Here is a 25,180-nt window from a genome sequence, read left to right on the forward strand (position 1 = left end):
GGCCAATGCGTAAGGACGATGACAGCAAGCCAACTTGTCGGACGCCGGTTCGGCGATTAAGCCGCGCAGCATGACCGACGCCCTTCTTGTCCGCATCGCCGAGGCGCTGGAGCGTCTGGCCCCGCCGCCGCCCGTTTCCGCCGATCTGGGCGCTGCGCCCGCCTATATCTGGGACGGCCATGCGATCCATGCGGTAGAGGCGTTCGCGCCGGTCGATTATGCGCTGTTGAGCGGGATCGATGCGCAGAAGGGCGCATTGCTGGACAATAGCCGCCGCCATGCCGCCGGCCATGCAGCCCATGACGTGCTGCTATGGGGTGCGCGCGGCACCGGCAAGTCGGCGGTGGTCGCGAGCGTGGTCGGCAAATTGCAGGCGGAGGGGCAGGACATCGCCCTGCTGCAATGCGCGATCGACGAACTGGCCAGCCTGCCCAGGCTGTTTTCGCTGCTGCGCGGGACCAGCCGCCCCTTCATCCTGTTCCTCGACGATCTGGGGTTCGACGACAATGGCGTGGGCGACGCGCGCGCGCTGCGCTCGCTGCTGCAGGGCGGGACGGCGGCGCGGCCGGCCAATGTCCGCCTCTATGTCACCTCCAACCGCCGCCATATCGTGCCGCGCCACCTGACCGAACAGGATGACCCGATCAATCCGCGCGACGTGATCGACGACAAGATGGCGCTGTCCGACCGTTTCGGATTGAGCCTGGGCTTTCATGCGATCGACCAGGACGCCTATGTCGCGATCGTGCGCGGCTATGCGGCGCAACTGGGCCTGCGCTTCGATCCGCTGGAAGCGATCCAGTGGGCGACCCAGCGCGGCAGCCGGTCGGGCCGGGTCGCCTGGCAATATGTGGTGGAACTGGCCGGGCGGAACGGCCTGCGGATTTGAAACGTCGCGCGCCCGTCATGCAGGCGCACGACGCCTGGGTCATTTTGCCTTCGTCACGCGCCAGATCACGCCGCCTAAATCGTCGCTGACCAGCAAGGCCCCCTTGGCATCGGCGGTCACGTCGACCGGGCGGCCTTGTGCCGCGCCGTCCTTGTCGAGGAAGCCGGTCAGCACATCGACCGGCTTGGCTTTGCCCGCTTCGCCATCGGCAAAGCCGACATAGACGACTTTATATCCCGCCGCCGGCTTGCGGTTCCAACTGCCGTGCAGGCCGACGAAGGCGCCATCGGTATAGGGCGCGCCAAGCTGAACCTTGTCGGCGAAGGCGAGGCCCAGCGGCGCGACATGGTTGCCCAGCGCATAATCGGGCCGCTTGGTATATTCGCGGATTTCCGGGCGCTGCGGCTGGACCCGGCGATCTTCATAACCGCCCCAGTAATTCCACGGCCAGCCATAGAAGGCGCCGAATTCCACGCGGGTCAGATAATCGGGGACGAGATCGCTGCCCAGCATGTCGCGTTCATTGACAACGCCCCAGAGCGCGCCGCTTTTGGGTTCGAAGGCGAGGCCAACAGGATTGCGCAGGCCGGAGGCGAAGATGCGCCTGTAGCCGGTCCTTGGATTGACTTCCAGGATGAGGGCGCGGCCCTTGTCCATCTCCAGCCCGTTTTCGCCGATATTGCTGTTGGAACCGACGCCGACATAGAGCAGCCCTTCGGGGCTGGCGACCAGGCTCCTGGTCCAATGATAATTGGGCGCCTGGGCAGGGATGGCGATGATCCTGCGGCCCTTGGCGGTGATCCTGGTGTCGCCTTCCTTGTACGGAAAGGCCATCAGCGCGTCGGTGTTGGCGACATAGAGCGTGTCGCCGACCAGCGCCATGCCATAGGGGGAATGGAGGCCGGTCAGGAAGGTCGCTTTGGTTTCCGCCCGGCCGTCGCCATCGGCATCGCGCAGCAGGATGATGCGGTTGGGCGACGGAGCGCCGGCCCCCGCTTCGTTCATCAGATAGGCCATCACCCGGTTGACGATGCCATCCTTGGGCCGGGGCGGGCTGTTGGTTTCGGCCACCAGCACATCGCCATTGGGCAGGCGCAGCAGGGAACGGGGATGGGAGAGGCCATCGGCGAAGCGGGCGACGGCCAGCCCCCTGGCGGCGACCGGCTTGGCATTGGCGGCCCAGGGCTTCACCTTCGCGATGTTGATGGTGGGCAGCATCTCGCTGCGGGGGGCGGTGAAAACCGGCTCCCTGCCGGTGTCGGCGCCGGCGGGGAGGCGGGCGGTGTCGCCCTGCGCCAGATAGAGGAAAGCGCCGCCGGCCAGGGCCAGGGCGACGAGCGGCAGGACGATGACATGTTTGTTCATGGCATCCCGTCTAAATCGCGGCGCAGCGACGGGCAAGGCGAATGGCGCGCCTGTCGCCTGCTTATTGACCGCGTTCGCGCAACCAGAGCAGTATCGCGATCAGGATGCCGAGGGCAGCCCCTGCGAGCAGGCCGATGCTGGGCTGGCCGAGCAGCCCGCCGCCGATGGTGCCGACCAGAATCAGCAGCGCGATGATGGCGCCGGCGCCGGTCGGATTTTTCTTGCCATTCGTCATGGATCGCGCTTTGCCATGGTGCGGCGGCCAAGGCCAGAGGCTTTGGGACATGCGCCGTTTCGGGATCGGTCGTCCCGGTGAGGGACGATTGTTCCAGACCGGGACTTGCCTAACGGCCCGTTCACCCTTGCAGCCAGCCGTCAGGGCCAAAGCGTTGAAATGGCACGGACATTGAACCGCAGATCAGACCAGGACGCAAAAATAAGCGGGGGGTTGCAATGCAGGTGCCATATCTTTCCAACCGGAAAAGCTATGAGGATGCGGCTGAACTGATGGCGCTGTTCGGGCCGGACGCCGGCTATGAAGCGGCGGCGCGGGCGGACCGCAGCCTGGACCAGGGCAATCATATCCATTTCTGCCACTGGCGGCAGATCGAACGGCTGATCGTCCTGCTGACCCATGACCAGCCGCTGGGCACGATCCACTAGAAACGTCGTTTACAGGCGCAGGCCCGCCGTTTCCGGGAGGCCGGCGAGGATGTTGAGATTTTGCACCGCCGCGCCCGCCGCGCCCTTGCCCAGATTGTCGAGCGCCGCCACCAGCCGCGCCTGGCCGCGCTCTTCATTGCCAAAGACGAACAGCGCCAGCCGGTCGGTCGCGCCGACATGCTCCAGCGGGACATTGCCCATCGCCGCGCTGTCGTCGAGCGACGCGACGCTGACGATCGGCGCGCCTGCATAGGCGGCGGCCAGCGCATCATGGATCGCGGCGACAGACGGCGCGCCCGGCATGGCGCGCAGTTGCAGCGGCACTTCCACGATCATGCCGCGATAGGCGTTGGCCACGGCCGGCGCGAACAGCGGCGGGTGGGCAAGGCCCGCATAGCGGGTCATTTCCGGCACATGCTTGTGGCCAAGGGTCAGGCCATAGGGCAGGAAGGCGCTGGGCGCGCCGCTTGCCCCCTCATAATCGGCGATCATCGCCTTGCCGCCGCCCGAATAGCCTGAGGCGCCCGATACCGTCACCGGCCAGTCGGCGGGCAGCAGCCCGGCCAGCACCAGCGGACGGACGAGGGCGAGGAAGCCGGTCGGCCAGCAGCCGGGATTGGCAACGAAACGGCTGTTCGCCAGCCGCTCCCGATGGCCCGGCTCCAGTTCGGGGAAGCCATAGGTCCAGCCATCCGCCACCCGATGCGCGGTCGATGCGTCGATCACGCGGGTATGGTCATTGTCGATCAGCGCCACCGCTTCGCGCGCGGCGTCGTCGGGCAGGCAGAGGATGACGATATCGGCGGCGTTGAGCGCATCGCGGCGCGCGCCGGCGTCCCGCCGCTGGGCTTCCGGCACGGTGATGAGCGACAGTTCGGGTCGTCCCGCCAGCCGGTCGCCAATTTCGATGCCGGTGGTGCCATGGCCGCCGTCGATGAAGATGTTTATTGTCATGCGCCGATCCTCCGCCGTGCGATGATGGGCTGGACATGGGCGTCGGCCAGGCGCGCGACGATATCGGCCAGCGGCTCTTCGACCACCGCCATCCAGTGGGCATTGGCGTGCAGCAGCGTCCTGGCGTCGGTCATGATGCCGACATGGCCGGGGAAGAAGATGATGTCGCCGCGCCGCAGCGATGCGTCGCTGTCGATCGGCGCGCCGATGCCTTCGCATTGCAGGTCGGTGTCGCGCGGGGCGGCGATGCCCGCCTGGCCGAGCGCGACCTGGACGAGGCCCGAACAGTCGATGCCGCGATGGCCGCGCCCGCCCCAGACATAGGGCTGGCCGACATAGCGCTGCGCGACCGCAACCCAGTCGGCGGGCGTCGCGTCGACCGGCTCGACATGGCGGACATGGACATAGCCTTCCGCGCAGGCGATGAAATCGCCCTGTGCCTGTCCGGCAAAGGTCGCGCCGGTCGGCCAGTAATCGGCGATCGGCGATTTGATGTCGGCCGCGCTGAACAGGGGCGCGGTCCTGGCGACGATCCGGTGGGTCGGGTTTTCCGGCAGGTCGAGCGCATCGCGGCGGATATAGCCGACATAGCCGTCATGGCCGCAAAAGCCCCATGCCCAGTCGGTCGTCACGTCAAGCGCGTGGAAGGTTTCGCCGCGCAGCAATTCGCTCACCGCTTCGGCCGTGGGCGATGTGCTGGCCAGGATCGGTGCGCCCGGCGCTACGCAGGTGAAGGGGACCGCGCGGGCATAATGGGCGGAAAAAAGAATCCCGGCCAGCGCCAGATCGGCCAGATCGCCACGCGCCGCATGGATACGGCGATCCAGGGCGACCGAGCGGCCGTCCAGCTTGAACCGGGTTCTTTCAGGCGGACCGTTCCGCGTTGGGGTGTTGATGGCGTTCATCGCGCGCGGTTCCTGCGATGAAATGGTGAAAGGCGTCAAGGAATTCCGCGCCTTTGGGGGTCCGGGTGATGAAAATATTACGGCGATCGGCCGCATCGCGCTCACGGCGAAGGTAACCGAGCGCCGAAAGTTTGTTGAGCGCGCGGGTGATGACCGGCTTGGATACATGCAACGCTTCGGCCAGGCCGCGCACCGTATGCGGGCCGGACCCGATATAGACGGTCATCATCAACGCCATCTGCCGATTGGTCAGATCCGGTTTGCCCGATCGGACATAATCGACCAGGGTTCGCATCCATTGACCAAGGGGATGGGTGCCGGGACGCTCGATTTCGGTGGCTGCATGGGCGTTCATGTGGGCTTAACGCATGATTCCCAATCCGGTTGCGTAACGGATGCTTCTATCCGGCACGGCCATAACGTTGTTGCAGAAGGCGGAAAACCGCGCGCAGACCCAGCGCTTCGCCGCCCTTGGGCCGGCCCGGCCGGGATGAGGGGCGCCAGGCGAAGGTGTCGAGGTGGAGCCAGGGCGTGTCGTCCGGCACGAAGCGCTTGAGGAACAGGGCGGCGGTGATCGCGCCGGCAAAGCCGCCTTCGCCCGCATTGTTGATGTCGGCGACATCGGATTTGAGCATGTCGGCATAGCCGTCCCACAGCGGCAGGCGCCAGACGGGGTCATCCACCTCGCTTCCCGCCGCCGCCATGTCCGCCGCCAGATCATCGTCATTGGCGAAGAGGGCGGGCAGGTCCGGGCCGAGCGCGACGCGGGCCGCGCCGGTCAGGGTCGCAAAGTCGATGATGAGTGCGGGCTTATCCTCGCCCGCGCGGGTCAGCGCGTCGCCCAGCACCAGCCGCCCTTCGGCATCGGTATTGCCGATCTCGACGCTCAGCCCCTGCCGGCTGCGCAGGATGTCGCCAGGGCGGAAGGCGTTGCCGCCGATCGCATTTTCCGCCGCCGCGATCAGCAGGTGGAGCCGCACCGGCAGCCGGGCATCCATCACCAGTTGCGCCAGCGCCAGCGCATGGGCCGCGCCGCCCATATCCTTCTTCATCAACCGCATCGCCGACGATGGCTTGATGTCCAGCCCGCCGCTGTCGAAACAGATGCCCTTGCCCACCAGCGCCAGGCGCGGATGAGCGGGGTCGCCCCATGTGAGTTCGATCAGGCGCGGGGCAAAGCCCTTGTCCGCCGCCCGGCCGACGGCGTGGATCATCGGATAACCCTGTTCCAGCGCATCGCCGCGCGTCACGCTGACGGTCGCGCCGAACGGTCTGGCGACGGCCTCCACCGCCGCCTCCAGATCGGGCGGTCCCATGTCGGCGGCGGGCATGTTGACGAGGTCGCGAACCAGCGCGACCGCGCTGGCGATCTGCACCGTCTGTTCGATCCGGGCGACATCGCCGGTCAGCAGGATGCGCGGGCCGGTGGGGGCATCGTCCTTGCGGTAACGGTCGAAGCGATACTGGCCGGTGAGCCAGCCCAGCCCCGCCGCGCCGACCGATCCTTCAGCCAGGCGATAGCTGCCCTCCGGCAGCGTTTCGGCCAGCCGGGCAAGGCACCAGGGGCCTGGCGCGTCGCTGTTCGCGACCCCGGCCACGACCGACCAGTCATCTGCCCCGGCGCCGGGCAGGATCGCCTGCTCGCCCGCCTTGCCCCTGAACTTCTGCGCCGCGACGACCGCCCGCACCGGGGCAGGCTGCGCCGCGAGCCAGGCGTCATGGCTTCTGGCGTCAAGCAGGTGGATCGAACGGGCGGGCTGCTGGTTGTCGGCTTTGAGCAGGTCGGCAAAGTTGGTCATGGACATGGCTGTAGGGCCAGGCGGCCGGGCAAGGAAAGGACAAAATTCATCGTCCTGAGGGCACGGCCGGCCCTTTCTTCCTTTGCCTGTGCCGCTGCAAAAGCCTAGTTTCCCCCAATAGCAGAGCAAAAAGGAGACGGACGATGATTCATGGTGACGACCGCGGCCTTCAGGCCGCCCGCGCGCGCGCCTATGCGCTCGCCGACACCGGCCGGTTCGACAACAGCCATGCCGTGCACAATGCGCTGGTCGCGGAAGGCTGGCCCAATGCGGGCCGTGCACTGGACAGCGACTATGCGCGCAAGGCGATCGCCGAGCGTTGCCGCGCAGCCAGGGCGCATTGATGCAGGGCAGGGGGCTGGAATGGGCGGCGGCGGCGTTGCTGCTTGCCGCCTGTTCGCCATCGCCTGACCAGCCGGGCAGCAACGCCGCCGCCAATGCGGCCGCGTCCCGCTATGCCGAGAAGATGGCGGGCGCGCCGCAGCCGCCGCCACCCGCCAAGCCCTTCGCCGAAGCGGACAAGGGCGCGTTCCTGGAATATGCCTATGCCTATCCGGCGCAGGCGGCGGCGATCCCGGCCCTGGTCGAGAAATTCGACAAGGCGCGCACGACATTGAAGGCCGATGCGCTCAGAATGGCGCGGGAGGACAGCGCGGCGGCCAAGGAATCGGGCTTCCCCTTCCGCCCCCACAGTCTGGAGACGCGATGGACGGTGGCGGCCGACACGCCCCGCTTCCTGTCGCTGCAATCGGACACCTATGTCTATACCGGCGGGGCGCATGGCATGACCGGCTATGACGGCCTGATCTGGGACAAGGCGCGCAGCCGCGAAACCAGCGTCAAGGCGCTGATGACCGCTCCCGCCGCCTTCGCCACGGCGATCCGCGATCGATTCTGCAAGGAACTGGACCGGCAGCGCGCCGAAAAACGCGGCGCGCCGGTGGTGCCGGGCGACGATGACTTCACCCAATGCATCGACCCGCTGGAGCAGTTGATCGTGCCAACGTCAAAGGACGGCAGGCTGATCGACGGCATGACCGTGGTGATCGGCCCCTATAGCGCCGGTCCCTATGCGGAAGGCAGCTATGAAGTGGCGTTGCCGATGGACGCGGCGATGCGCAAGGCGATCAAGACGGAATATCAGGACGGGTTCGTAAAATAAAGCAAGAAGTACTCCCGACATTAGTCGGGAGTAGTATGGATTTAGAAGGTGTAGCTGAAATGACCAAAAATCCGTGTTGGACTCGATATGGACGGATTAAGATTGGCTCCAGTCACCTGTGTTAATCCAGTTGCGGTGCTCATCCAAAGACCCATTTGCGTGGCCTGATTGCCGCTGTCTTTTTTCGGCGACAATATGATGGGACTAGTGAGGCCGGAAACGTTATCCACGAGCGTTACTATGCCGCCGCCAGCAGCTTGGCCACCATGGTTTAGGTCGAAAGGGACTGGCAAATTCGTCACTGCGACAGGACCTGTAAGATTATTTTTATTAGTGATAGAGATTCTGAAATCAACATTAATCTTATTTCCGCTGAACTGCCACGAAGCAGTGCGATAGCCGTATGTTACGTTAGTCGAGGTGCCGATCGCAATTCCGATTATGTCGATAACTTCGTAGCCAAGATTCGAAACGAACATTTTCCCGGTGCGGGGAACATTCGTATCGAAAACGAAAGCGCCTTTTTTGAAACTCGGATTTGTGAAGGACACATTGCCTGCGCCGCCGATTTTAACATTGCCACCAAAGCATGTGTCGCTGAAAGTCACTGTCGAGTTTGCAGGAACAATAAGCTGCATGACAAGCGATGGCGGGGATGCAGGGGCTGACATAGGTGATAGCAAACTATTGCAAACAGAAAGATTATTGATCTGATTATTGGGTTGAAGATTGAAATTACTTGTAAAAATATGGCAGGAATGGATGGAGCAATCATTCAATGTCGTTGCTGTGGAAAGGTCAAAAAATGGAATACTGGGTTCATTAAATGTGCAGTTTGTAATATTTAATTGAGTAATGCTTTCAGTTGCAAAATCAGATTTAATGAATGCATATCCTACACCTTCAATGTGACAATTATCAAATTTATATTCAAGAGCGTTTGAGTCGCTATTTATTAACGAAGAAAATTCTAGCCAATATTTTGGTTTTGAAAATCCTTGGTTGAATTGAACCTGATTGACTATCAAGCTATTTGGACCTTGTGCACCGTTGCCACTGCCACCAGTCACGCGAACATAGGAATTGCATGCTAGATCGGTTCCGCCATTTTGTCCCAAGCGACCACCGGAAATATAAAGTTCTGGCCAAGTATCCATGAGAATATGAGTATCAGTAATAGCGGAAGAATAAATTCCATTTATTTTTGCCGAAATGCCTACTCCTCCATTAGATGGAGTATTTTTAAAATAATATCCAATAGCCTGACGACTGACCATAACATTTTCAATTCGAATATTATATCCGCCATGTACATAAATGCCCGTGCCGGTCCAGGCTGGAGACTGAATAGTCGTCTGCAAGCGGCTAATATGAATGTTGGTTAGCGCGCCCGGAATGTTTGCGGTTCCGTTGCCCATCGTGATGCAAGGAGAAACCGTAGTCGGGAAAACTAAAACCGTCGGTGGTGGCGAAGCAGGGACAATTGCTCCTTGACCATCAGGTAGAAGGGGGCAGAATGCGGCACCTCGCAATTCGACGCCATAGGGCATGGAGATTGTATTATTGCAATAAATGACGCCTGCGGGAAGCAGGACAACCTTGTTGTTGGCATCAGCGAGTGCGCTATTGATGTTATTGGTATTTTGCGTGATTTCATCGGAGTTTGCGTTCGTTCCGAGTTTTAGGCTTGGAACAACGACACCTGGTACGTCTAGGAATGCCATGTCTCTTCCTCCTTGGTTGGAGGAGACTCATTAAAAGCAGGCTATCCCTGTAGGAAAGAACAAAAGGAGAACAATTTTTATAGAGGCACCCCGTACAGGTCATGTTCGTCGGCGTCCTCGATCAGCACGTCGATCATGTCGCCGGCCTGCCGGCCTTCGCCCACATCGCGCAGGAAGACGTTGCCGTCGATTTCCGGCGCGTCGGCCTGCGATCGCGCGGTCGCGCCGATGGAGCCATCCTCATCGTCCGGTTCGCCCACCTCGTCCAGGATGACGGGCAGGGTGCGGCCGACCTTTGCCTGCAACTTGGCGGCGCTGATCGCGGCGGTCTTTTCCATGATCCGCTGGTAACGGTCTTCCTTCACCGCTTCGGGCACCGCGCCGGGCAGATCATTGGCGGCGGCACCCTCGACCGGCTCGAAGCGGAAGGCGCCGACGCGATCGAGCTGCGCTTCATCCAGCCAGTCGAGCAGATATTGGAAATCCGCTTCCGTTTCACCGGGGAAGCCGACCACGAAGGTCGACCGGATGGTGATGTCCGGGCAGATCGCGCGCCATTTATGGATGCGGTCCAGCACCTTGGCTTCGTTGGCCGGGCGCTTCATGGCTTTCAGTACGGATGGCGCGGCGTGCTGGAAGGGAATGTCGAGATAGGGCGTCAGCAGCCCGTCGGCCATCAGCGGAATGACCTGATCGACATGGGGGTAGGGATAGACATAGTGCAGCCGCACCCATGGCGCGCGGCCGTCGAGCGTCCGCAACTGGCCCAGTTCACGCGCCATGTCGGTCATGTGCGCGCGGACCTCGCGCCCCTTCCACATGCGCGGCTCATGCCGGGTGTCGACGCCATAGGCGGACGTGTCCTGGCTGATGACCAGCAATTCCCTGGTGCCTGCCGCGACCAGCTTTTCCGCCTCGCGCAGCACCGCGTCGATCCGGCGCGACACCAGATCGCCGCGGATCGACGGGATGATGCAGAAGGAACAGCGATGGTTGCAGCCTTCTGAAATCTTGAGATAGCTGTAATGGCGCGGGGTCAGCTTCAGCCCGCCTTCGGGCACCAGGTCGACAAAGGCGTTGGGGATGGGCGGCGATGCGTCATGCACCGCATTGACGACCTGCTCATATTGATGCGCGCCGGTGACGGCCAGCACCTGCGGGAATTTCGCGCGGATCAGATCCGCTTCGTCCCCCATGCAGCCGGTGACGATGACGCGGCCATTTTCCGCGATCGCCTCGCCGATGGCCTCCAGCGATTCTTCCTTCGCCGAATCGAGGAAGCCGCAGGTATTGACCAGCACGACATCGGCGCCGGCATAGTCGGCGGACATCTGATAGCCGTCCGAGCGCAGCTTGGTGAGGATGCGTTCGGAGTCCACCAGATTTTTGGGACAGCCAAGCGACACCATGCCGACCTTCGGCGCTTCTGGGAATTTAGTTGCCATGATCGCCGCGCACATAGGGATTTTTACGCCTCATGTCACGGGGGCGGCGCATCAATCGCTGTCGGGCGCGCGATCGGCCGGCTTTTCCTCCACAATCTCGATGATGAGGTCGCCGGTCTGGAGCCGTTGCGCGGCCGGATCGCCAAAGCCGATCGGCCGGTCGTCGCGATAGAGGCGCACGCCGATGCCCGTCGTGATCGCCGACAATGGCCCGCCGATTTCCTGCGGCAGGACGGGCCGTTCGTTGAGCTTCACCCGCCCGCCCGATGCGGCCAGGTCGGCCATGTAATCGGCGATGTGCCGGCCGCCGGTGCTGCCCGCCAGCAGCAGCCCGGCGAAGCTGACCGGGTTGATCACCGTGGTCGCGCCCGCCTGCCGCGCGGGCAGTTCATTATCCTCGTTGCGCACGACGATGCTGATCGGCAGGCGCGGGGCCAGGTGGCGGGCGGTCAGGGTGATGAGGATCGATGTGTCGTCGCGCCCGGCCGACACGATCATGCTGCGGGCGCGGTGGATCGCCACATCCTTCAAGGTGCGATCGCGCGTCGAATCGCCGCACAATATGTTGCACCCCTGCGCTTCGGCCAGTTCCAGCGCCTTTTCGCTGCCGTCGATGACGACGATCTCGCGCGGGTCGGCGCCGCGCGCCAGCAGTTCATGCACCGCTTCCTGCCCGCTCGTGCCAAAGCCGGTGACGATGATGTGATTGTGCAGATCGGCTTGAATACGGGCCATGCGCCACCTGTAGAGGATGTTGCGAAGGAAAAGCGAATAGGCGGTGCCCAGAAAGATGAGCCACACGAACAGCCGGATCGGCGTGACGAACAGCGATTCGAACAGGCGGGCTTCGGGCGTGACCGGCACGATGTCGCCATAGCCGACGGTCGTGACCGTGACCGTGGTGAAATAGAGCACGTCGACGAAGCTGATCTGGTTGTCGAGATTGTCCTTGAGGCCATCGCGCCCGACCCAGTGGAGCAGCAGCACCAGCGCGATCAGCCCGAACACCAGCGCCACCCGCCAGGTCAGGTCCACCCACATCGGCATGGACGACCGCCGCCGCAGGAAGCCCGCCATGGCGGACGAGGGCGGCGGCCGGTCGATCCTCATGCCGGGGGCAACTGGGCGACGGGGTTGACCGGCACGCGGTCCTTGCGCAGTTCGAAATGCAGCTTGGGCTTGCTGGCATAGCCGGTGTCGCCGACCAGGCCGATGACCTGGCCCTTGGCGATCTTCTGCCCGCGCACCACGTCGACGCGGGCGGCATGGCCATAGGCGCTGACCCAGCCGCCGCCATGGTTGATGAGGACCAGCCCGCCGAACACCGCCACCTTGTCCCCCGCATAGGCGACGACGCCATCGGCCGCCGCGCGGATCGGGGTGCCGGCGGGGGCGGCAATGTCGATGCCATTATTCTTCGCGCCGCTTTCTCCCGGACCGAAGCGGGACAGGATCGTGCCCTTGACCGGCCAGGCGAAGCTGCCGGCGAAGCGGGACGGCTGGGCGATCGGCACATTGGTCGGCAGCGGCCGGGCGCTGGTCGACGCGGCGGCCCTGGGCGTCGAGTCGGTGACGGCGGGCTGGCCGCCGGTCAGCACATCGTCGATGTCGATGCGGAAGGCGGCGGCGCGCTGTTCGATGTCGGGCGCGCGGGCGGGCGTGTCGCCGGGCAGCAGCAGCCGCTGGCCGCGCCGCAGCATATAGGGTTCGGTAAGGCCATTGGCGTCCACGATCCGCCGCCACGCCACGCCATAGGCCGACGCGATGGCGATGCCCGTCTCCCCCTCCGCCACCAGATGATAGCGGCCGCCGGGGATGGCGAGCCGCTGCCCCGCGCGGATCGCGAAGGGCGGGGCCAGGCCGTTGGCGCGGGCGATCGCCTCCGACCCCGCGCCGGTGCGGTTGCCCACGCCGCGCAGCGTGTCGCCGGGCTGGACGATATAGGTCGACGCGGCGACGGTCGTGGCGTTCGCCACCACCTGCTGCGCGGTCCAGACCGGCTCCGGCTCGGCCAGTTCGACCGCCGACGCATCGGCATCGAGCCGGGGCGGGGGGGAGTACGTGGGGGCGGCGACGGGTTCGGCGCGCTCGCCATGGCTGGGGATGCACGCGGCCAGCATCAGCGGACCGGGCAGCAGGATCAGGCGGGGCGGGATCAGGCGAAACAGGCGGCGCATCGGCATCCGTTTACCCTATCCCGCAAGGCTTGCCACTCCTTAACCACAATCCGGCGGTTCGCGCCCTATCGCGGCTGCAATGTCGTCACGCCACCCATATAGGGGACCAGCACATCGGGCACGATGACGCTCCCATCGGCCTGCTGGTAATTTTCCAGCACCGCGACCAGCGTGCGGCCGACCGCCAGGCCGGACCCGTTGAGCGTATGCAGGAACATGGTCTGTTTCGACCCTTCCGGCTTGTAGCGCGCATTCATCCGCCGCGCCTGGAAGTCGCCGCAGTTGGAAACGGAACTGATTTCGCGATAGGTGTCCTGGCTGGGCAGCCAGACTTCCAGGTCATAGGTCTTGCGCGCGCCAAAGCCCATGTCGCCGGTGCACAGCAGCACCTTGCGATAGGGCAGGGCCAGCGCCTGCAAGATACCCTCCGCCGCCGCGCACATGCGTTCATGTTCGGCCGTCGAATCTTCGGGGGCGCAGATCGCGACCAGCTCGACCTTTTCGAACTGATGCTGGCGGATGAAGCCGCGCGTGTCGCGCCCGGCGGACCCGGCCTCCGACCGGAAACAGGGGGTGAGCGCGGTCAGGCGCAGCGGCAGGCTGTCGGTGGGCACGATCTGGTTGGCGACCAGATTGGTGAGGGAGACTTCAGCGGTCGGGATCAGCCAGCGGCCATCGGTGGTCTTGAACAGATCTTCGGCAAACTTCGGCAACTGCCCGGTGCCGAACAGCGCATCATCCTTCACCAGCAGCGGGACGATGGTTTCCTCATAGCCGTTTGTGCCGGTCTGCGTATCCAGCATATATTGCGCCAGCGCCCGGTGCAGCCGCGCCATCTGGCCCCGCAGCGCGGTGAAGCGCGCGCCGGACAGTCGCGCCCCGCCCTCGAAATCCAGTCCCAGCGCCGGGCCGAAATCGGCATGGTCCTGCGGCGTGAAGTCGAAGGTGCGCGGGGTGCCCCAGCGCGTGCATTCGACATTGTCCGCTTCATCCGCGCCCTGCGGCACATCGTCGGCGGGCAGGTTGGGGATAGCGGCGAGCAGGGCGGTCAGCGCGTCGCCCGTGTCGCGATCCTCCGCTTCCAGCGCGGGCATCTGATCCTTGAGCGTCGCGACCTCGGCTTTCAGCGCGTCGGCCGTTGTCATGTCCCTGGCGGCCATGGCCTGGCCGATCAGCTTGCTGGCCTCGTTGCGGCGGGCCTGGCCCTGCTGCAATTGGGTCTTGATCGCGCGGCTCTTCTCATCGATCGCCAATATCTCGGCGGACAGCGGCGCCAGCCCGCGCCGGGCGAGGGCGGCGTCGAAAGCGGCGGGGTTTTCGCGGATGGAGCGGATGTCGTGCATGGGCCAGCCCTATGCCGTTCCGCGACGAACCGCGCAACCCTGCGCGCCGTCCTGGCGCCCCGGCACCCGCAACAAAAAGGGCGGCCCGTTGGCACGGGCCGCCCCTCTGTCTGTCCGGCGTGTCGGACGTCAGGCCGGGGCCTGCGCCTTGCGCTCCGCGAAGCGCCGGCGCGCGATAAGCGCCACGGCTGCCGCGCCGAACAGGAGCACCATGGGCGGGGCCGGAACGTCGTGACCGCCGGTGCTGCCGCTCGAGCCCCCGCTCGAGCTGCTGGAAGAGGAACTGCTCGACGAACTGCTGCTCGAAGAGGAGGTGCTGCCGGTCGACCCGCTGCTGCCGGTGCTGCCGAAGCTGGACGATCCGCCCGACGAGGAACTGCTGCCGGACGAGGAGGAGCTGGACGAACTGCCGCTGCTGCCGCCGGAACTGCTGGGATGGTGCGGCTTGCCGCCGCTCGACCCGCCCGAACTGCTCGACGACGAACTGGACGAGGAGGAAGAGGAGGAGCTGCTGGACGAGGAGGACGAACTGCTGCTGACGCCCGACGAGGTGGACACGCCGCCGGTCGAGGTCGAGACGCCGCCGGTGGAGGTGGACACACCGCCGGTCGATGTCGACACGCCGCCCGTCGTGGAACTGGTCGAGCTGCTGATGCCGCCGGTCGAGCTGCTGGTGGAGGAAATCACCACCGACCCGCCGCTGCCGCCGCCACCGCCGCCGAAGAAGCCGCCAACGAACCCGCCGCCGCCAAAGCCGCCGCCACCGCCCATGACCACCGGGACCGATCCGCCGCCACCCGACATGACCGGCATTTCGGCCATGGGCAGGGGGATGGGCGCGGGCTGGGTCGTGACGGTCACGACCTGGGGCGCGGGGGTGTGGACGGTCTTGACCGTCCTGACCACCTTGCGCTTCACGGTGCGTACCGCATAGCGCTTCTTGGGGGCGGCCTTCACGCTCTTGCTGCTGTGGACCACCGCCGGCCGCGCGCTTTCCGCAACATGGACTGCGCCGCCGCCAATGATCGCCCCGCCGCAAGTGCAGGCGCATAATTTAGCCAATGCCATCCGTACCGACATAGGATCCACTCTTATATATCTTGTTGCCCCTGGCCCCGATGCCGAATTGCGCCGACAGCGGGTTTACGGGAACTTCCTAAGCGCATGAACGCAAAAGAAAGGGTTAACCGCAATCCTGTTAACCCTCAATATGGGGTTCAAGTCGAGGGAAATCCTGCCTTCCCGTCAAAGGATATGGTTAACGTCCCACTCTGGCACGACCTTGCCGGTTCAAGTAAACAGCGCTTGTTTGTTGCGCCCGGTTGCATGGACGCGGCGGACTCGGTCGAAATCCTTGATCCTGGTCAGTCCATCTCCGCAAGAAGCGCGCCGGGGCGTTGATTGCCCGCTTGTGTCGGTCCACGCCCATGGCTATGAGGCGCGGACAATCAAAGTCATGGGCGCCCGGAACCTACAAGCGCCGGGGCCTTTCGAGTCGGAGAGCCAGATGGCATCGGTCCTGAATTCCGATAAAGACGGTGAGAAGCCGCCCAAATCGACTGTAACCCTTCCCGCCGATTACCGGCCGTCCCCCGACGAAGAGTTCATGAACCCGTTGCAACTGGAATATTTCCGGCAGCGCCTGTGGGACTGGAAGAAACAGATACTGGCCGAGGCGGAAGGCACGCTGGCGGTGTTGCAGAATGAACCGCTGCGCGAACCCGACCTCAACGATCGCGCGTCGAGCGAAACCGACTGGTCGATCGAACTGCGGACCCGCGACCGCCAGCGCAAGCTGATTTCCAAGATCGATTCCGCGCTGCGCCGCATCGATGACGGCGAATATGGCTATTGCGAAGTGACCGGCGAACCCATTTCGCTCGGCCGGCTGGAAGCCCGCCCGATCGCGACGATGACGGTCGAGGCGCAGGAACGGCATGAGCGGCAGGAAAAGATATCCCGCGACGATTAACGCTTTTTCCATCACCCCGCGCCTAGAATGGCCGTCATTCGACCACTCTTTTGAATCGCGGGTCTGCCCATGAACGACGAACGGGACATTTCTGATCGGGGACCGGCACGGGCCGCGCCGCGTGACAGCCTGTTCCTGCTCACGACGCTCACTACGGCGGAAGGCGCGCCGCTGGGCAAGGCGCGTGTGCGCAATCTGTCCGCCACCGGGCTGATGGCGGATTGCGAGCGGGCGGTGCCCGCCGGCACCCGCATCATATGCGATCTGCGCGGGATCGGTCCTGTCACCGGCATCGTCGCCTGGTCGCGCGAGGACAAGATCGGCCTGGCCTTCGATGAACCGATCGACCCGCAACTGGCGCGCAAGCCGGTGACGGGCAAGGGCGCGCAGCAGGGGGTGCCCGATTATCTGCGGCTGCACCAGCTTGGCGTGCCGCGCCGCTGATATCCCGCATCATCGCGCGCAATACATCTTCGCACGCAATAAAAAGCCCCGCTGATCCATCGGTCATCGGGGCTTTTGCGGCTATGCGCCACAATCATGAAGGTGCAGGGAGGGTCGGATCAGCGGTCTGCGCCGCCTGATCCTGACCTCCTCCCGGCCTGGGGCGCTGCGTTTCAGTGCTGCGCCGTCATTTCCTCCTTCAGCCGCAATTTCTGCTTCTTGAGCGATGCTACCAGGATGGCGTCGGGCATGGGCCGACTCGATTCCGCCTTGATTCGGGCCTCAAGGCCGGCATGCTTTGCTGAAAGAGCTGAAATGTGGCTATTTTCCATGACATTCTCCTTACGAGGGCGATGGATGACGAAGTAGATCATGATTCGCCCCGCTTGTCTCGATACGAATCGCGCTTTGCGGCGGGCTGCATGAAAATTTGCGATGGTTTGCGCGCCCCGGTCCCGCTATCAGGGAGTTCCAAGCGAACAGAAGGTGGAGGCAATTGGCGCGGTGAGCCGGGAAGACATCATGCGCCGACTGGAATTGCTGCGGGTCGAGCATCGCGATCTCGACAGCGCGATCAGCGCACTGGCGCTGGCGGGCGGTGGCGACCAGATGCAGATCGCCCGCCTCAAGAAACGCAAGCTGCGCCTGCGTGACGAGATCGCGATGCTGGAGGACGCACTGGTCCCCGACATCATCGCCTGATCCTATGCCGCTGGGCCGTGGGCCGCATCGCCCTTCGCATCGCCCTTCGCATGGCGCTTTGCCGCCCCCTGCGCCTGGAACCACGGCGTCATCCGCGCGATCGCATCCCTGACCCGGTCGGTTGATACCGCGAAGCTGAACCGGATGAAGCGGTGCCCGTCGACCGGATCGAAATCGATCCCCGGCGCGGTCGCGACCCCGGTTTCGCGCAGCAGTGCCTGGCAGAAGCCCAGGCTGTCATCGGTCAGGTGGCTGATGTCGGCATAGATGTAGAAAGCGCCATCGGGCGGCGCGATCCGGGCGAGGCCGAGGGCAGGCAGGGCGTCCAGCAGCAAGTGCCGGTTGTGGCGATAGGTGGCGACATGCCCCTCCAGTTCATCCGTGCAATCGAACGCGGCCAGCCCGGCGCGTTGCGCCAGCACCGGCGGGGTCAGGAACAGATTGCCCATCCGCGCCCGCGCCGCGTCGATCAGGGCGTGCGGCACCACGATCCAGCCCAGCCGCCAGCCCGCCATGCTGTAATATTTGGAAAAGCTGTTCACGACGATCGCGTCGGGCGCGAACTCCAGCATCGACCGCGCCGGTTCGCCAAAGCTCAGCCCATGATAGATTTCGTCGGAGATGATGCGGATGCCCCGTGTCGCGCAGACCGCCGCGATGCGCGCCAGTTCGTCCGCCGGGATGATCGTGCCGGTGGGATTGGCCGGGCTGGCGAGGATCAGGCCATCGGGGGCGGGATCGATCGCGGCCAGCGCGTCGGCGCTGATCTGGTAGCGTTCGGCCGGGCCGCAGGCGACCTCCACCGGCTCCAGATAGAGCGCCTTGAGCGTGTTGCGATAGGCGACATAGCCCGGCCGCGCCGTCGCCACCCGCGCGCCCGGCGCGAACAGGCTGGTCAATGCCAGCACCAGCCCCGGCGACGCGCCGCAGGTCAGAAGGATCTGTTCCGGGTCGATCGCCACGCCATGCCTTTCCGCATAATGACGGGCGATCCGCTCCTTGAGCGGCTGGCTTTCCCAATAACCCATCGGGTCGGTGTCCAGCACCTGATGCGCCAGCGCGATGGCGGCGGCGGGCGCGCCCGTCGATGGCTGGCCGAATTCCATATGCAGGATCGAACGGCCTTGCGCTTCCAGGGCATGGGCTTCGCGGCTGATGGCGATGGCGTGGAAAGGGGCTATCCGGGCTATCATGGCTGCGTGGCGTAAAGAGACGGCGCAACCATGTCCATGGCCGCTACGTTCTGCCTGGCATGAACCAGACATTTCTAACCGCCCTGCAATATTATGGCGCGGGCGCCGCTACGCTGGCGGCGCTGATCGTGTCGCTGAACCTGGGCCGGCGGATCACCGGCTGGGCCTTTGTCCTGTTCGTCACATCGTCCATTGCGCTCATGGCTTGGGGTTTCCTCGACCAGGACAGCGAGGGGATAGGCTGGCAGAATGTCGCGCTGCTGGTCATCAACGCCGTGGGTGTGTGGCGTCACCTGATTTCCAGGCATGACGGGCGGGACTGATGTCAGGATTGCGCGATCCAAACGTCGACCGGCACCTGGTCCTGCAACAGCGCCAGCCGGATCGGCAGTTCTTCAACCGGACCGCCCGCCAGCGCGCGATCATAGACCGCCTTCTTGCCCGCGCCGCCGATCTGGAGAAAGACCTGCCGGCTGTCGAGGATCGCGCTGGCGGTTAACGACAGGCGCTGGTGCGGCGCGGCTGGCGGGGTGACGGCGATCGTCCGCGCGCTGGAAGAAAGCCCCTCGGCCAGTTCTGCCGCGCCGGGAAAGAGGGACGCGGTATGGCCGTCATCGCCCATGCCCAGCAGCACGATGTCAAGCGGCCAGGGCAGGGCGGCGAATGCCGCCTCCACCGCCGGCTGACCGGCATAGGCGTCGGCGGCGTCGGTTTTCATCGGCACGAAGCGCGCCTGTGCCGCCGCCCCCTGCAACAGGGTTTCGCGTACCAGCCGTTCGTTGCTGTCGGCGCTGTCGGGTGCGACCCAGCGTTCGTCCACCAGCGTCACCACGACCTTGCCCCAGTCGAGGTCGACCTGCCGCAGCGCCTCCAGCACCGGCCGGGGCGATCGGCCGCCCGACACGGCCAGCGTCGCGATCCCGCGGGCCGCGACCGCCTGCGACAGGATCGACGCGATGCGCGCGGCGAGATCGGCGGCGGCCTCTGCCCCGGTGGCGAAAAGATGTTCGGTCGGCATGATGCTACTCCGCATTTTCAGGCAGCGTGCAGATGTCCACCCATGTCGCCCCGGTCAAGGCCGCCAGCCGATCAGGCGTCAGTTCGACCGATGCGGTGCGCGATCCGGCGGCGGGAAACACCGTCGCGAAATCCCTGAGCGACAGGTCGCAATAGACGGGCAGGGGGGCGGCGAGGCCGAACGGACAGACGCCGCCGACCGGATGGCCGGTCAGATCCTCCACCTCATGCCCGCCCAGCATGCGCGGCTTGGCACCCAGCGCGGCCTTTGCCTTGCCATTGCTGAGGCGCGCGTCGCCCCGCGCGCAGACCAGCACCACCGCGTCGCCCACGCGCAGCGAGAGCGTCTTGGCGATCCGCGCCGGTTCCACGCCCAGCGCGGCGGCGGCCTCCGCCACCGTCGCGGTGCTCACCCCCTGGTCGATGATCGCCACATCGGGCGCATGGGCGGCGAAGAAGGCGCGGACGCTCGCCTCGCTCATCCGCGCTCTCCCAGACCGCGTTCCCAGGCCAGCGCATGGGCGACGATCTGGTCCAGGTCGGCATGGCGCGGCTGCCACGGGAAGGTCTTGAGGATCGCCCCATTGTCGGAAATCAGCTTGCCAGGATCGCCCGCCCGGCGGCCCGCCATCACGCGCCGGATCGGATTGTTGGTGGCGCGGTCGACCGCGTCCAGCACCTCCAGCACCGAAAAGCCCCGGCCATAGCCGCAATTGAGCAGGTGGCTGCGCGCCGGTTCCGCCATCAGCGCTTCGAGCGCCAGCAGATGCGCGGCGGCCAGGTCGGTCACATGGATATAATCGCGCACGCCCGTCCCGTCGGGCGTATCGAAATCCGTGCCGAACACGGCGACGCTGTCCCGCTTGCCCAAAGCCGCCTCGACCGCGACCTTGATCAGGTGGGTGGCCCCCGCAGTCGACTGCCCGGTCCGCCCCTGCGGGTCGGCGCCCGCGACGTTGAAATATCGCAACGCGCAGAAATTCATGGGATGCGCCGCCGCCACGTCGCGCAGCATATATTCGGTCATCAGCTTGGACATGCCATAGGGGTTGATCGGCCGTTGCGGCGTATCCTCCCGCACCGCTTCCACGTCCGGCGTGCCATAGGTCGCGGCGGTGGACGAGAAGATGAAATGCGGCACGCCCACGCGCACCGCGCTTTCGATCAGGTCGCGGGTCTTGGCGCTGTTGTTGTGATAATATTTGAGCGGGTTTTCGACCGACTCCGGCACCACCACCGATCCGGCGAAATGCATGATCGCCCTGACCCCATGGTCGCGCAATGTCGCCTCGACCAGCGGCTGGTCGGCAATGTCGCCGCGCACCAGCGGCACATCGTCCGGCACCGCCCAGTCGAAGCCCGTGACCAGATTGTCGATCACCACCACGCCATAGCCGGCATCCTTGAGCGCCAGCACCGCATGGCTGCCGATATAGCCTGCCCCGCCCGTGACCAGGACCGTTGGTTTGTCGCTCATATTCTCACCCCAAAAAGCAGGCGTTCCCGCGCAGGCGGGAACCCGGTCCAGCGACAGAACCGGGTTCCCGCCTGCGCGGGAACATATATTGCGGGTGGAGACCTAAACCACAGTCTTTACGATTTACACCCCAATCATGCCGCCGCTCTGGCGGGAGCCGGGCGATAGAAGGTCGCGCCGCTGGCCGCCATGTCGCGCAACTGCTGCGTCGGCGCGAAGCGCGGGCCATGCGCCGCCGTCAGCCGGTCCAGCACGGCCACGACATGGGCGATGCCGACCGTGTCCATATGGCTGAACGGCCCGCCGGTATAGGGCGCGAAGCCCCAGCCGAAGATCGCGCCGATATCGCCATCCTCCGCCGTTTCCAGCACGCCTTCCGCATGGCAGCGGGCGCATTCGATCAACTGGCGATAGAGCAGCCGTTCCTTGACCGCTTCGACATCGGGCTGGTCCGGGGCGCGGGGAAATTCGGCGTCGATGCCGGTCCACAGATGCTTCCTGCCGCCTTCGGGATAGTCGTACCAGCCCTTGCCATTCTTGCGGCCAAGCCGCCCCATTTCGACCATGCGGGTCATGATGGCGTCGGACGCCTGCGCGACATAGGCGTCGCCCAGTTCCTTCCTGGCCGCCGTCATGACCTTGTGGCCCAGCTCGATCGACACTTCATCGCTGACCGCCAGCGGCCCGACCGGCATGCCAAGCTGCTTGCCCGCATTTTCGATCAGCGCCGGGTTGATCCCCTCGCCGATCATTTCCGCGCCTTCCTGTACATAGGTGCCAAAGCAGCGCGAGGTGTAGAAGCCGCGCGAATCATTGACGACGATCGGCGTCTTTTTGATCTGCGCGACGAAATCCAGCGCCTTGGCGATCGCGGCGGGGCCGGTCTGCTGGCCCAGGATGATTTCGACCAGCGGCATTTTCTCTACCGGAGAGAAGAAATGGACGCCGATGAAATTGGCGGGCTTGCTCCACGCCTGCGCCAGGCGGGTGATGGGCAGGGTGGAGGTGTTGGACCCGAAGATCACGTCCGGGCCGAGCACCGCCTCGACCTGCTTTGTGACCTCCGCCTTGATCGCGACATCCTCGAACACCGCCTCGATCACGAAATCCGCCCCGGCCAGCGCGGCATAATCGGTCGCGGGGGTCACGCGGGCCAGCGTTTCGGCCAGCTTTTCCGGGGTCATGCCCTTGCCCAGCCGCTTTTTCAGCACCTCTTCGACATGCGCCTTGCCCTTCTGGGCATAGGCCAGGTCACGGTCGAACAGCACGACCTCCATCCCCGCCTGCGCCGCGACGGTGGCGATGCCCGCGCCCATCATGCCCGCGCCCAGCATGGCGAGCTTGCGCGTCGGCGCCTTCGGTTCGTCCTGGGGCCGGCGCGCGCCGCGTTCGGCCGCCTGCTTGTTGACGAAGAGGGTGCGGATCATGTTGCTCGCCTGGGGATCGGCGGCGACCTTCGCGAAATATTTGCTTTCGACCCGGATCGCCCGGTCCATCGGCAAAGTGATGCCCTCATAGACCGCCGACAGCAGCGCGATGGGCGCATGCATGTTCCGCTGCGTCTGCTTCAGCGTCATTGGCAGCGCGCCGGCCATCGTCTGGACGAAGGCGGGATTGAAGCCGCCCGCGCCGCCCGGCACCTTATATCCCTTCACGTCCCAGGGCTGGGTATTGGCGTTGGGATTGGCCTTCACCCATTCCCGCGCCGCTTCGACCGCCGTGCCCTGCGGCACGACCGCGTCCACGACCTTGAGCATCGCGGCTTCGGCCGGGCGGAACAGCTTGCCCTGGAGCATGTACATCAGCGCCGCCTGCACCCCCATGATGCGCGGCAGGCGCTGCGACCCGCCGCCGCCGGGGAACAGGCCGATCAGGATTTCGGGCAGGCCAAGCTGCGTCTTGCTACTGTCGCCCACGAAGCGGCGATGGCAGGCCAGCGCCAGTTCGAACCCGCCGCCCACGCATGTACCCTCGATCGCGCAGGCGACCGGCTTGCCGCAGGTTTCCAGCCGCCGGAACAGCGCGTTCAGCGTGAACAGATCGTCGTAAAGCGCGGCCGGGGAGGGGGCATGTCCCGCCTTCGCCAGCATCGCCCCGAAATATTTGAGGTCCATGCCCGCCATGAAGCCGCTGTCCTTGCCCGACGCGATGACCGCGCCCTTGATGGCGGACTCAGACGCGATCCGCGTGATGGCGGCATCCAGATCGGCCAGGAAGTCGGGGCCGATGACGTTCATGGACTGGCCCGGCACGTCGATGGTCAGGGTGGCGATGCCGTCGGCGTCGATGTCGAATGCGATGCTGTTCATTATAATCTCCTCACCCTGTTCGCTTTGTCCGAACGAGCCACTTGTCTCGTTCAAATGTCGAAGGGCTATTATCTTCCCCGTCATTGCGAGCGTAGCGAAGCAATCCATGGCGGAACGGTGGATTGCTTCGCTACGCTCGCAATGACGAAGCATAGGACATTGGCTCAAATACGCTCGATGATGATGCCGGTGCCCATCCCCGCGCCCACGCACAGGTTGATGAGCGCGGTGCCCTTGCCCGACCGTTCCAGTTCGTCCAGCGCGGTGCCCAGCACCATCGCCCCGGTCGCGCCGAGCGGATGGCCAAAGGCGATCGCGCCGCCATTGACGTTGATCCTGTCATGGTCGAGGTCCATCGCCTGCATGTAGCGCAGCACGACCGAGGCGAAGGCTTCGTTCAGTTCCCACAGGTCGATGTCGGCGGCGGTCATGCCCGCCCGCGCCAGCAGCTTGCCCGCGACGAATTCCGGCCCGGTCAGCATGATCAGCGGTTCCGACCCGATCGACCCCATGGCGCGGATGCGGGCGCGGGGCTTCAGCCCATATTTGTCGCCCATATCCTTGTTGCCGACCAGCACGGCGGCCGCACCATCCACGATGCCGCTGCTGTTGCCGGCATGGTGGATATGGTCGACCTTCTCCAGTTCGGGATAGCGCAGCAGCGCCACCGTGTCGAAACCGGGCATGTCTTCGCCCAGGGCGGTGAAGCTGGGCTTCAATGCGGCGAGCGACTGCATCGTCGCGTCGGGGCGCATATGTTCGTCATGGTCGAGCACGATCTGACCGATCACATCCTTCACCGGCACGATCGAGCGGGCGAAGCGGCCTTCGTCCCAGGCCCGCTTGGCGCGTTTCTGGCTTTCGACCGCATAGGCGTCCGCATCGGTCCGGCTGATGCCGAACTTGGTGGCGATCACGTCCGCGCCGATGCCCTGCGGCGCGAAATAGGTCTTGTACGCCACCGCCGGGTCCATCGCCCATGCGCCCCCGTCCGACGCCATCGGCACGCGGCTCATCGATTCGACGCCGCCGCCGATCGCGAACATTGCCTCGCCCGAATGGACCTTCGCCGCCGCCATGTTGACCGCTTCCAGCCCCGACGCGCAGAAACGGTTGATCTGCACGCCCGGCACGGTCTGGGCATAGTCGGCGTTCAGCACGGCGACGCGGGCAATGTCCGCGCCCTGTTCGCCAACCGGGCTGACGCAGCCCAGGATCACGTCGTCCACGTCCGCCGTGTCGATCGCATTGCGGTCGCGCACCGCTTCCAGCACCTGCGTCGCCAACTGGATGGGGGTGATTTCGTGCAGCGATCCGTCCGCCTTGCCCCGGCCACGGGGCGTTCGGACGGCGTCGTAAATAAAGGCTTCCATATGTCTGTCCCTCTCCGTGGGGCCGTTCCGGCGTATCGGATCTCGTGCATGAATGTATTTACGTTTACGTAAAGTGCAAGTGTCTATTACGCGGTTCGCGCCGTGCCAGCCCTGCCGTAAGGGCAAATGCGCAATCGCGATTCAGTTGTACCACTCGCTGTTGCGCTTTGCGCTTGTCCTGCGCGAATCCCCCTGCTATTTCAGGTAGATGAACGTGCGCGCCGGCGCATGGCGACGCAGGACCGTTGCACCCGTTCCAGAGCGGGC

General features: G+C 64.9%; 28 protein-coding genes. 10 read left to right on the plus strand and 18 right to left on the minus strand.

The window, feature by feature from the left end; all coding sequences use genetic code 11:
* Positions 1-70 precede the first annotated feature (70 nt).
* Positions 71-889 carry an ATP-binding protein gene (locus Q4610_RS07870; RefSeq protein WP_304535425.1) on the plus strand — a complete coding sequence of 273 codons (819 nt, stop codon included), beginning with the start codon at positions 71-73 and terminating at the stop codon, positions 887-889.
* Positions 890-928: 39 nt separating this feature from the next.
* On the opposite strand, the gene Q4610_RS07875 is transcribed toward Q4610_RS07870, so the two are convergent.
* Complete coding sequence (locus Q4610_RS07875; RefSeq protein ID WP_304535426.1) at positions 929-2,254, minus strand: PQQ-dependent sugar dehydrogenase; 1,326 nt, start codon at positions 2,252-2,254, stop codon at positions 929-931.
* Between the two features lie 61 nt (positions 2,255-2,315).
* A complete protein-coding gene (locus Q4610_RS07880; protein WP_304535427.1) occupies positions 2,316-2,489 on the minus strand; it encodes a hypothetical protein in 174 nt (57 codons plus the stop codon).
* A gap of 218 nt (positions 2,490-2,707) precedes the next feature.
* Between Q4610_RS07880 and Q4610_RS07885 the strand changes: the two genes are divergently transcribed.
* Positions 2,708-2,917: a hypothetical protein gene (locus Q4610_RS07885; protein WP_304535428.1), complete on the plus strand. Its 210-nt coding sequence runs from the start codon at positions 2,708-2,710 to the stop codon at positions 2,915-2,917.
* A 9-nt stretch (positions 2,918-2,926) separates the two neighbouring features.
* Here Q4610_RS07885 and argC read toward each other — a convergent pair whose 3' ends face one another.
* From argC to Q4610_RS07905, 4 genes are read right to left on the minus strand one after another with little or no spacing between them, the layout of a single operon-like run.
* Positions 2,927-3,871: an N-acetyl-gamma-glutamyl-phosphate reductase gene (argC, locus tag Q4610_RS07890; protein WP_304535429.1), complete on the minus strand. Its 945-nt coding sequence runs from the start codon at positions 3,869-3,871 to the stop codon at positions 2,927-2,929.
* Positions 3,868-4,776, minus strand: coding sequence for a C40 family peptidase (locus Q4610_RS07895; protein WP_304535430.1), 909 nt, complete (start codon positions 4,774-4,776; stop codon positions 3,868-3,870). The genes argC and Q4610_RS07895 overlap by 4 nt, the downstream gene beginning before the upstream one ends.
* Positions 4,736-5,131: a MarR family winged helix-turn-helix transcriptional regulator gene (locus tag Q4610_RS07900; RefSeq protein ID WP_304535431.1), complete on the minus strand. Its 396-nt coding sequence runs from the start codon at positions 5,129-5,131 to the stop codon at positions 4,736-4,738. The genes Q4610_RS07895 and Q4610_RS07900 overlap by 41 nt, the downstream gene beginning before the upstream one ends.
* A 46-nt stretch (positions 5,132-5,177) precedes the next feature.
* Positions 5,178-6,575, minus strand: a complete 1,398-nt coding sequence (locus Q4610_RS07905; protein ID WP_304535580.1) for a leucyl aminopeptidase family protein — start codon at positions 6,573-6,575, stop codon at positions 5,178-5,180.
* A gap of 143 nt (positions 6,576-6,718) precedes the next feature.
* Between Q4610_RS07905 and Q4610_RS07910 the strand changes: the two genes are divergently transcribed.
* Positions 6,719-6,919 carry a hypothetical protein gene (locus Q4610_RS07910; protein ID WP_304535432.1) on the plus strand — a complete coding sequence of 67 codons (201 nt, stop codon included), beginning with the start codon at positions 6,719-6,721 and terminating at the stop codon, positions 6,917-6,919.
* Entirely contained in the window at positions 6,919-7,737 is an 819-nt protein-coding gene (locus Q4610_RS07915) for a DUF4163 domain-containing protein (RefSeq protein WP_304535581.1), read from the plus strand. Before Q4610_RS07910 ends, Q4610_RS07915 begins: the two co-directional genes overlap by 1 nt.
* Before the next feature lie 41 nt (positions 7,738-7,778).
* Here the strand turns inward: Q4610_RS07915 and Q4610_RS07920 are convergent, their stop codons facing one another.
* The 5 genes from Q4610_RS07920 to serS form a co-directional block, all read right to left on the minus strand.
* A complete protein-coding gene (locus Q4610_RS07920) occupies positions 7,779-9,461 on the minus strand; it encodes a hypothetical protein (protein ID WP_304535433.1) in 1,683 nt (560 codons plus the stop codon).
* Between the two features lie 77 nt (positions 9,462-9,538).
* Complete coding sequence (rimO, locus tag Q4610_RS07925) at positions 9,539-10,921, minus strand: 30S ribosomal protein S12 methylthiotransferase RimO (protein WP_304535434.1); 1,383 nt, start codon at positions 10,919-10,921, stop codon at positions 9,539-9,541.
* A gap of 36 nt (positions 10,922-10,957) precedes the next feature.
* Positions 10,958-12,016 (minus strand): potassium channel family protein, encoded by a 1,059-nt coding sequence (locus tag Q4610_RS07930; protein WP_304535435.1) that lies wholly within the window; start codon positions 12,014-12,016, stop codon positions 10,958-10,960.
* Positions 12,013-13,083 carry a M23 family metallopeptidase gene (locus Q4610_RS07935; protein ID WP_304535582.1) on the minus strand — a complete coding sequence of 357 codons (1,071 nt, stop codon included), beginning with the start codon at positions 13,081-13,083 and terminating at the stop codon, positions 12,013-12,015. The genes Q4610_RS07930 and Q4610_RS07935 overlap by 4 nt, the downstream gene beginning before the upstream one ends.
* Positions 13,084-13,148: 65 nt before the next feature.
* Positions 13,149-14,426 (minus strand): serine--tRNA ligase, encoded by a 1,278-nt coding sequence (serS, locus tag Q4610_RS07940; protein ID WP_304535436.1) that lies wholly within the window; start codon positions 14,424-14,426, stop codon positions 13,149-13,151.
* 241 nt (positions 14,427-14,667) lie between these two features.
* Between serS and Q4610_RS07945 the strand changes: the two genes are divergently transcribed.
* The 4 genes from Q4610_RS07945 (at position 14,668) to Q4610_RS07960 (ending at position 16,842) form a co-directional block, all read left to right on the plus strand.
* On the plus strand, positions 14,668-15,360 hold the full coding sequence (locus Q4610_RS07945; protein ID WP_304535437.1) for a hypothetical protein: 693 nt from the start codon (positions 14,668-14,670) through the stop codon (positions 15,358-15,360).
* Positions 15,361-15,590: 230 nt separating this feature from the next.
* Positions 15,591-15,827, plus strand: a complete 237-nt coding sequence (locus Q4610_RS07950; protein WP_304535438.1) for a hypothetical protein — start codon at positions 15,591-15,593, stop codon at positions 15,825-15,827.
* A gap of 106 nt (positions 15,828-15,933) precedes the next feature.
* A complete protein-coding gene (dksA, locus tag Q4610_RS07955) occupies positions 15,934-16,398 on the plus strand; it encodes an RNA polymerase-binding protein DksA (RefSeq protein ID WP_093019981.1) in 465 nt (154 codons plus the stop codon).
* Positions 16,399-16,467: 69 nt separating this feature from the next.
* Complete coding sequence (locus Q4610_RS07960; protein WP_304535439.1) at positions 16,468-16,842, plus strand: PilZ domain-containing protein; 375 nt, start codon at positions 16,468-16,470, stop codon at positions 16,840-16,842.
* A 173-nt stretch (positions 16,843-17,015) separates the two neighbouring features.
* On the opposite strand, the gene Q4610_RS07965 is transcribed toward Q4610_RS07960, so the two are convergent.
* A complete protein-coding gene (locus Q4610_RS07965; protein ID WP_084625505.1) occupies positions 17,016-17,174 on the minus strand; it encodes a YdcH family protein in 159 nt (52 codons plus the stop codon).
* A 190-nt stretch (positions 17,175-17,364) separates the two neighbouring features.
* Between Q4610_RS07965 and Q4610_RS07970 the strand changes: the two genes are divergently transcribed.
* Entirely contained in the window at positions 17,365-17,544 is a 180-nt protein-coding gene (locus Q4610_RS07970; protein WP_304535440.1) for a YdcH family protein, read from the plus strand.
* A 2-nt stretch (positions 17,545-17,546) separates the two neighbouring features.
* Here Q4610_RS07970 and Q4610_RS07975 read toward each other — a convergent pair whose 3' ends face one another.
* Positions 17,547-18,737, minus strand: a complete 1,191-nt coding sequence (locus tag Q4610_RS07975) for a pyridoxal phosphate-dependent aminotransferase (RefSeq protein ID WP_304535441.1) — start codon at positions 18,735-18,737, stop codon at positions 17,547-17,549.
* Positions 18,738-18,796: 59 nt separating this feature from the next.
* Here Q4610_RS07975 and Q4610_RS07980 point away from each other — a divergent pair, with 59 nt between their 5' ends.
* Positions 18,797-19,060: a hypothetical protein gene (locus Q4610_RS07980; protein ID WP_304535442.1), complete on the plus strand. Its 264-nt coding sequence runs from the start codon at positions 18,797-18,799 to the stop codon at positions 19,058-19,060.
* A 2-nt stretch (positions 19,061-19,062) separates the two neighbouring features.
* Here the strand turns inward: Q4610_RS07980 and pgl are convergent, their stop codons facing one another.
* The 5 genes from pgl to Q4610_RS08005 form a co-directional block, all read right to left on the minus strand.
* A complete protein-coding gene (pgl, locus tag Q4610_RS07985) occupies positions 19,063-19,755 on the minus strand; it encodes a 6-phosphogluconolactonase (protein ID WP_304535443.1) in 693 nt (230 codons plus the stop codon).
* Between the two features lie 4 nt (positions 19,756-19,759).
* Complete coding sequence (locus tag Q4610_RS07990; RefSeq protein WP_304535444.1) at positions 19,760-20,236, minus strand: YbaK/EbsC family protein; 477 nt, start codon at positions 20,234-20,236, stop codon at positions 19,760-19,762.
* The gene (gene galE, locus Q4610_RS07995; RefSeq protein WP_304535445.1) at positions 20,233-21,231 is read right to left on the minus strand and encodes a UDP-glucose 4-epimerase GalE; all 999 of its coding nucleotides are present in this window, start codon (positions 21,229-21,231) and stop codon (positions 20,233-20,235) included. Before galE ends, Q4610_RS07990 begins: the two co-directional genes overlap by 4 nt.
* Before the next feature lie 134 nt (positions 21,232-21,365).
* Positions 21,366-23,540, minus strand: a complete 2,175-nt coding sequence (locus Q4610_RS08000; protein WP_304535446.1) for a 3-hydroxyacyl-CoA dehydrogenase NAD-binding domain-containing protein — start codon at positions 23,538-23,540, stop codon at positions 21,366-21,368.
* Between the two features lie 164 nt (positions 23,541-23,704).
* Positions 23,705-24,913, minus strand: a complete 1,209-nt coding sequence (locus Q4610_RS08005) for an acetyl-CoA C-acetyltransferase (protein ID WP_304535447.1) — start codon at positions 24,911-24,913, stop codon at positions 23,705-23,707.
* Between the last annotated feature and the right edge of the window lie 267 nt (positions 24,914-25,180).

This window comes from Sphingobium cyanobacteriorum (genome assembly GCF_030580935.1).
In the GTDB taxonomy this organism is placed as follows: Bacteria; Pseudomonadota; Alphaproteobacteria; order Sphingomonadales; family Sphingomonadaceae; genus Sphingobium; species Sphingobium cyanobacteriorum.

Bases quoted from the DNA above. Each gene is read 5' to 3' on its own strand.
- Q4610_RS07950 (WP_304535438.1), top strand. From the start codon at position 15,591: ATGAACGCAAAAGAAAGGGTTAACCGCAATCCTGTTAACCCTCAATAT.
- Q4610_RS07980 (WP_304535442.1), top strand. From the start codon at position 18,797: ATGAACCAGACATTTCTAACCGCCCTGCAATATTATGGCGCGGGCGCC.
- Q4610_RS07875 (WP_304535426.1), bottom strand. From the start codon at position 2,254: ATGAACAAACATGTCATCGTCCTGCCGCTCGTCGCCCTGGCCCTGGCC.
- Q4610_RS07920 (WP_304535433.1), bottom strand. From the start codon at position 9,461: ATGGCATTCCTAGACGTACCAGGTGTCGTTGTTCCAAGCCTAAAACTC.
- Q4610_RS07870 (WP_304535425.1), top strand. From the start codon at position 71: ATGACCGACGCCCTTCTTGTCCGCATCGCCGAGGCGCTGGAGCGTCTG.
- Q4610_RS08000 (WP_304535446.1), bottom strand. From the start codon at position 23,540: ATGAACAGCATCGCATTCGACATCGACGCCGACGGCATCGCCACCCTG.
- Q4610_RS07910 (WP_304535432.1), top strand. From the start codon at position 6,719: ATGATTCATGGTGACGACCGCGGCCTTCAGGCCGCCCGCGCGCGCGCC.
- Q4610_RS07970 (WP_304535440.1), top strand. From the start codon at position 17,365: ATGCGCCGACTGGAATTGCTGCGGGTCGAGCATCGCGATCTCGACAGC.
- galE (WP_304535445.1), bottom strand. From the start codon at position 21,231: ATGAGCGACAAACCAACGGTCCTGGTCACGGGCGGGGCAGGCTATATC.
- Q4610_RS07990 (WP_304535444.1), bottom strand. From the start codon at position 20,236: ATGAGCGAGGCGAGCGTCCGCGCCTTCTTCGCCGCCCATGCGCCCGAT.
- Q4610_RS07930 (WP_304535435.1), bottom strand. From the start codon at position 12,016: ATGAGGATCGACCGGCCGCCGCCCTCGTCCGCCATGGCGGGCTTCCTG.
- Q4610_RS08005 (WP_304535447.1), bottom strand. From the start codon at position 24,913: ATGGAAGCCTTTATTTACGACGCCGTCCGAACGCCCCGTGGCCGGGGC.
- Q4610_RS07915 (WP_304535581.1), top strand. From the start codon at position 6,919: ATGCAGGGCAGGGGGCTGGAATGGGCGGCGGCGGCGTTGCTGCTTGCC.
- pgl (WP_304535443.1), bottom strand. From the start codon at position 19,755: ATGCCGACCGAACATCTTTTCGCCACCGGGGCAGAGGCCGCCGCCGAT.
- Q4610_RS07905 (WP_304535580.1), bottom strand. From the start codon at position 6,575: ATGACCAACTTTGCCGACCTGCTCAAAGCCGACAACCAGCAGCCCGCC.
- Q4610_RS07880 (WP_304535427.1), bottom strand. From the start codon at position 2,489: ATGACGAATGGCAAGAAAAATCCGACCGGCGCCGGCGCCATCATCGCG.
- rimO (WP_304535434.1), bottom strand. From the start codon at position 10,921: ATGTGCGCGGCGATCATGGCAACTAAATTCCCAGAAGCGCCGAAGGTC.
- serS (WP_304535436.1), bottom strand. From the start codon at position 14,426: ATGCACGACATCCGCTCCATCCGCGAAAACCCCGCCGCTTTCGACGCC.
- Q4610_RS07960 (WP_304535439.1), top strand. From the start codon at position 16,468: ATGAACGACGAACGGGACATTTCTGATCGGGGACCGGCACGGGCCGCG.
- argC (WP_304535429.1), bottom strand. From the start codon at position 3,871: ATGACAATAAACATCTTCATCGACGGCGGCCATGGCACCACCGGCATC.
- Q4610_RS07975 (WP_304535441.1), bottom strand. From the start codon at position 18,737: ATGATAGCCCGGATAGCCCCTTTCCACGCCATCGCCATCAGCCGCGAA.
- dksA (WP_093019981.1), top strand. From the start codon at position 15,934: ATGGCATCGGTCCTGAATTCCGATAAAGACGGTGAGAAGCCGCCCAAA.
- Q4610_RS07935 (WP_304535582.1), bottom strand. From the start codon at position 13,083: ATGCGCCGCCTGTTTCGCCTGATCCCGCCCCGCCTGATCCTGCTGCCC.
- Q4610_RS07965 (WP_084625505.1), bottom strand. From the start codon at position 17,174: ATGGAAAATAGCCACATTTCAGCTCTTTCAGCAAAGCATGCCGGCCTT.
- Q4610_RS07900 (WP_304535431.1), bottom strand. From the start codon at position 5,131: ATGAACGCCCATGCAGCCACCGAAATCGAGCGTCCCGGCACCCATCCC.
- Q4610_RS07895 (WP_304535430.1), bottom strand. From the start codon at position 4,776: ATGAACGCCATCAACACCCCAACGCGGAACGGTCCGCCTGAAAGAACC.
- Q4610_RS07885 (WP_304535428.1), top strand. From the start codon at position 2,708: ATGCAGGTGCCATATCTTTCCAACCGGAAAAGCTATGAGGATGCGGCT.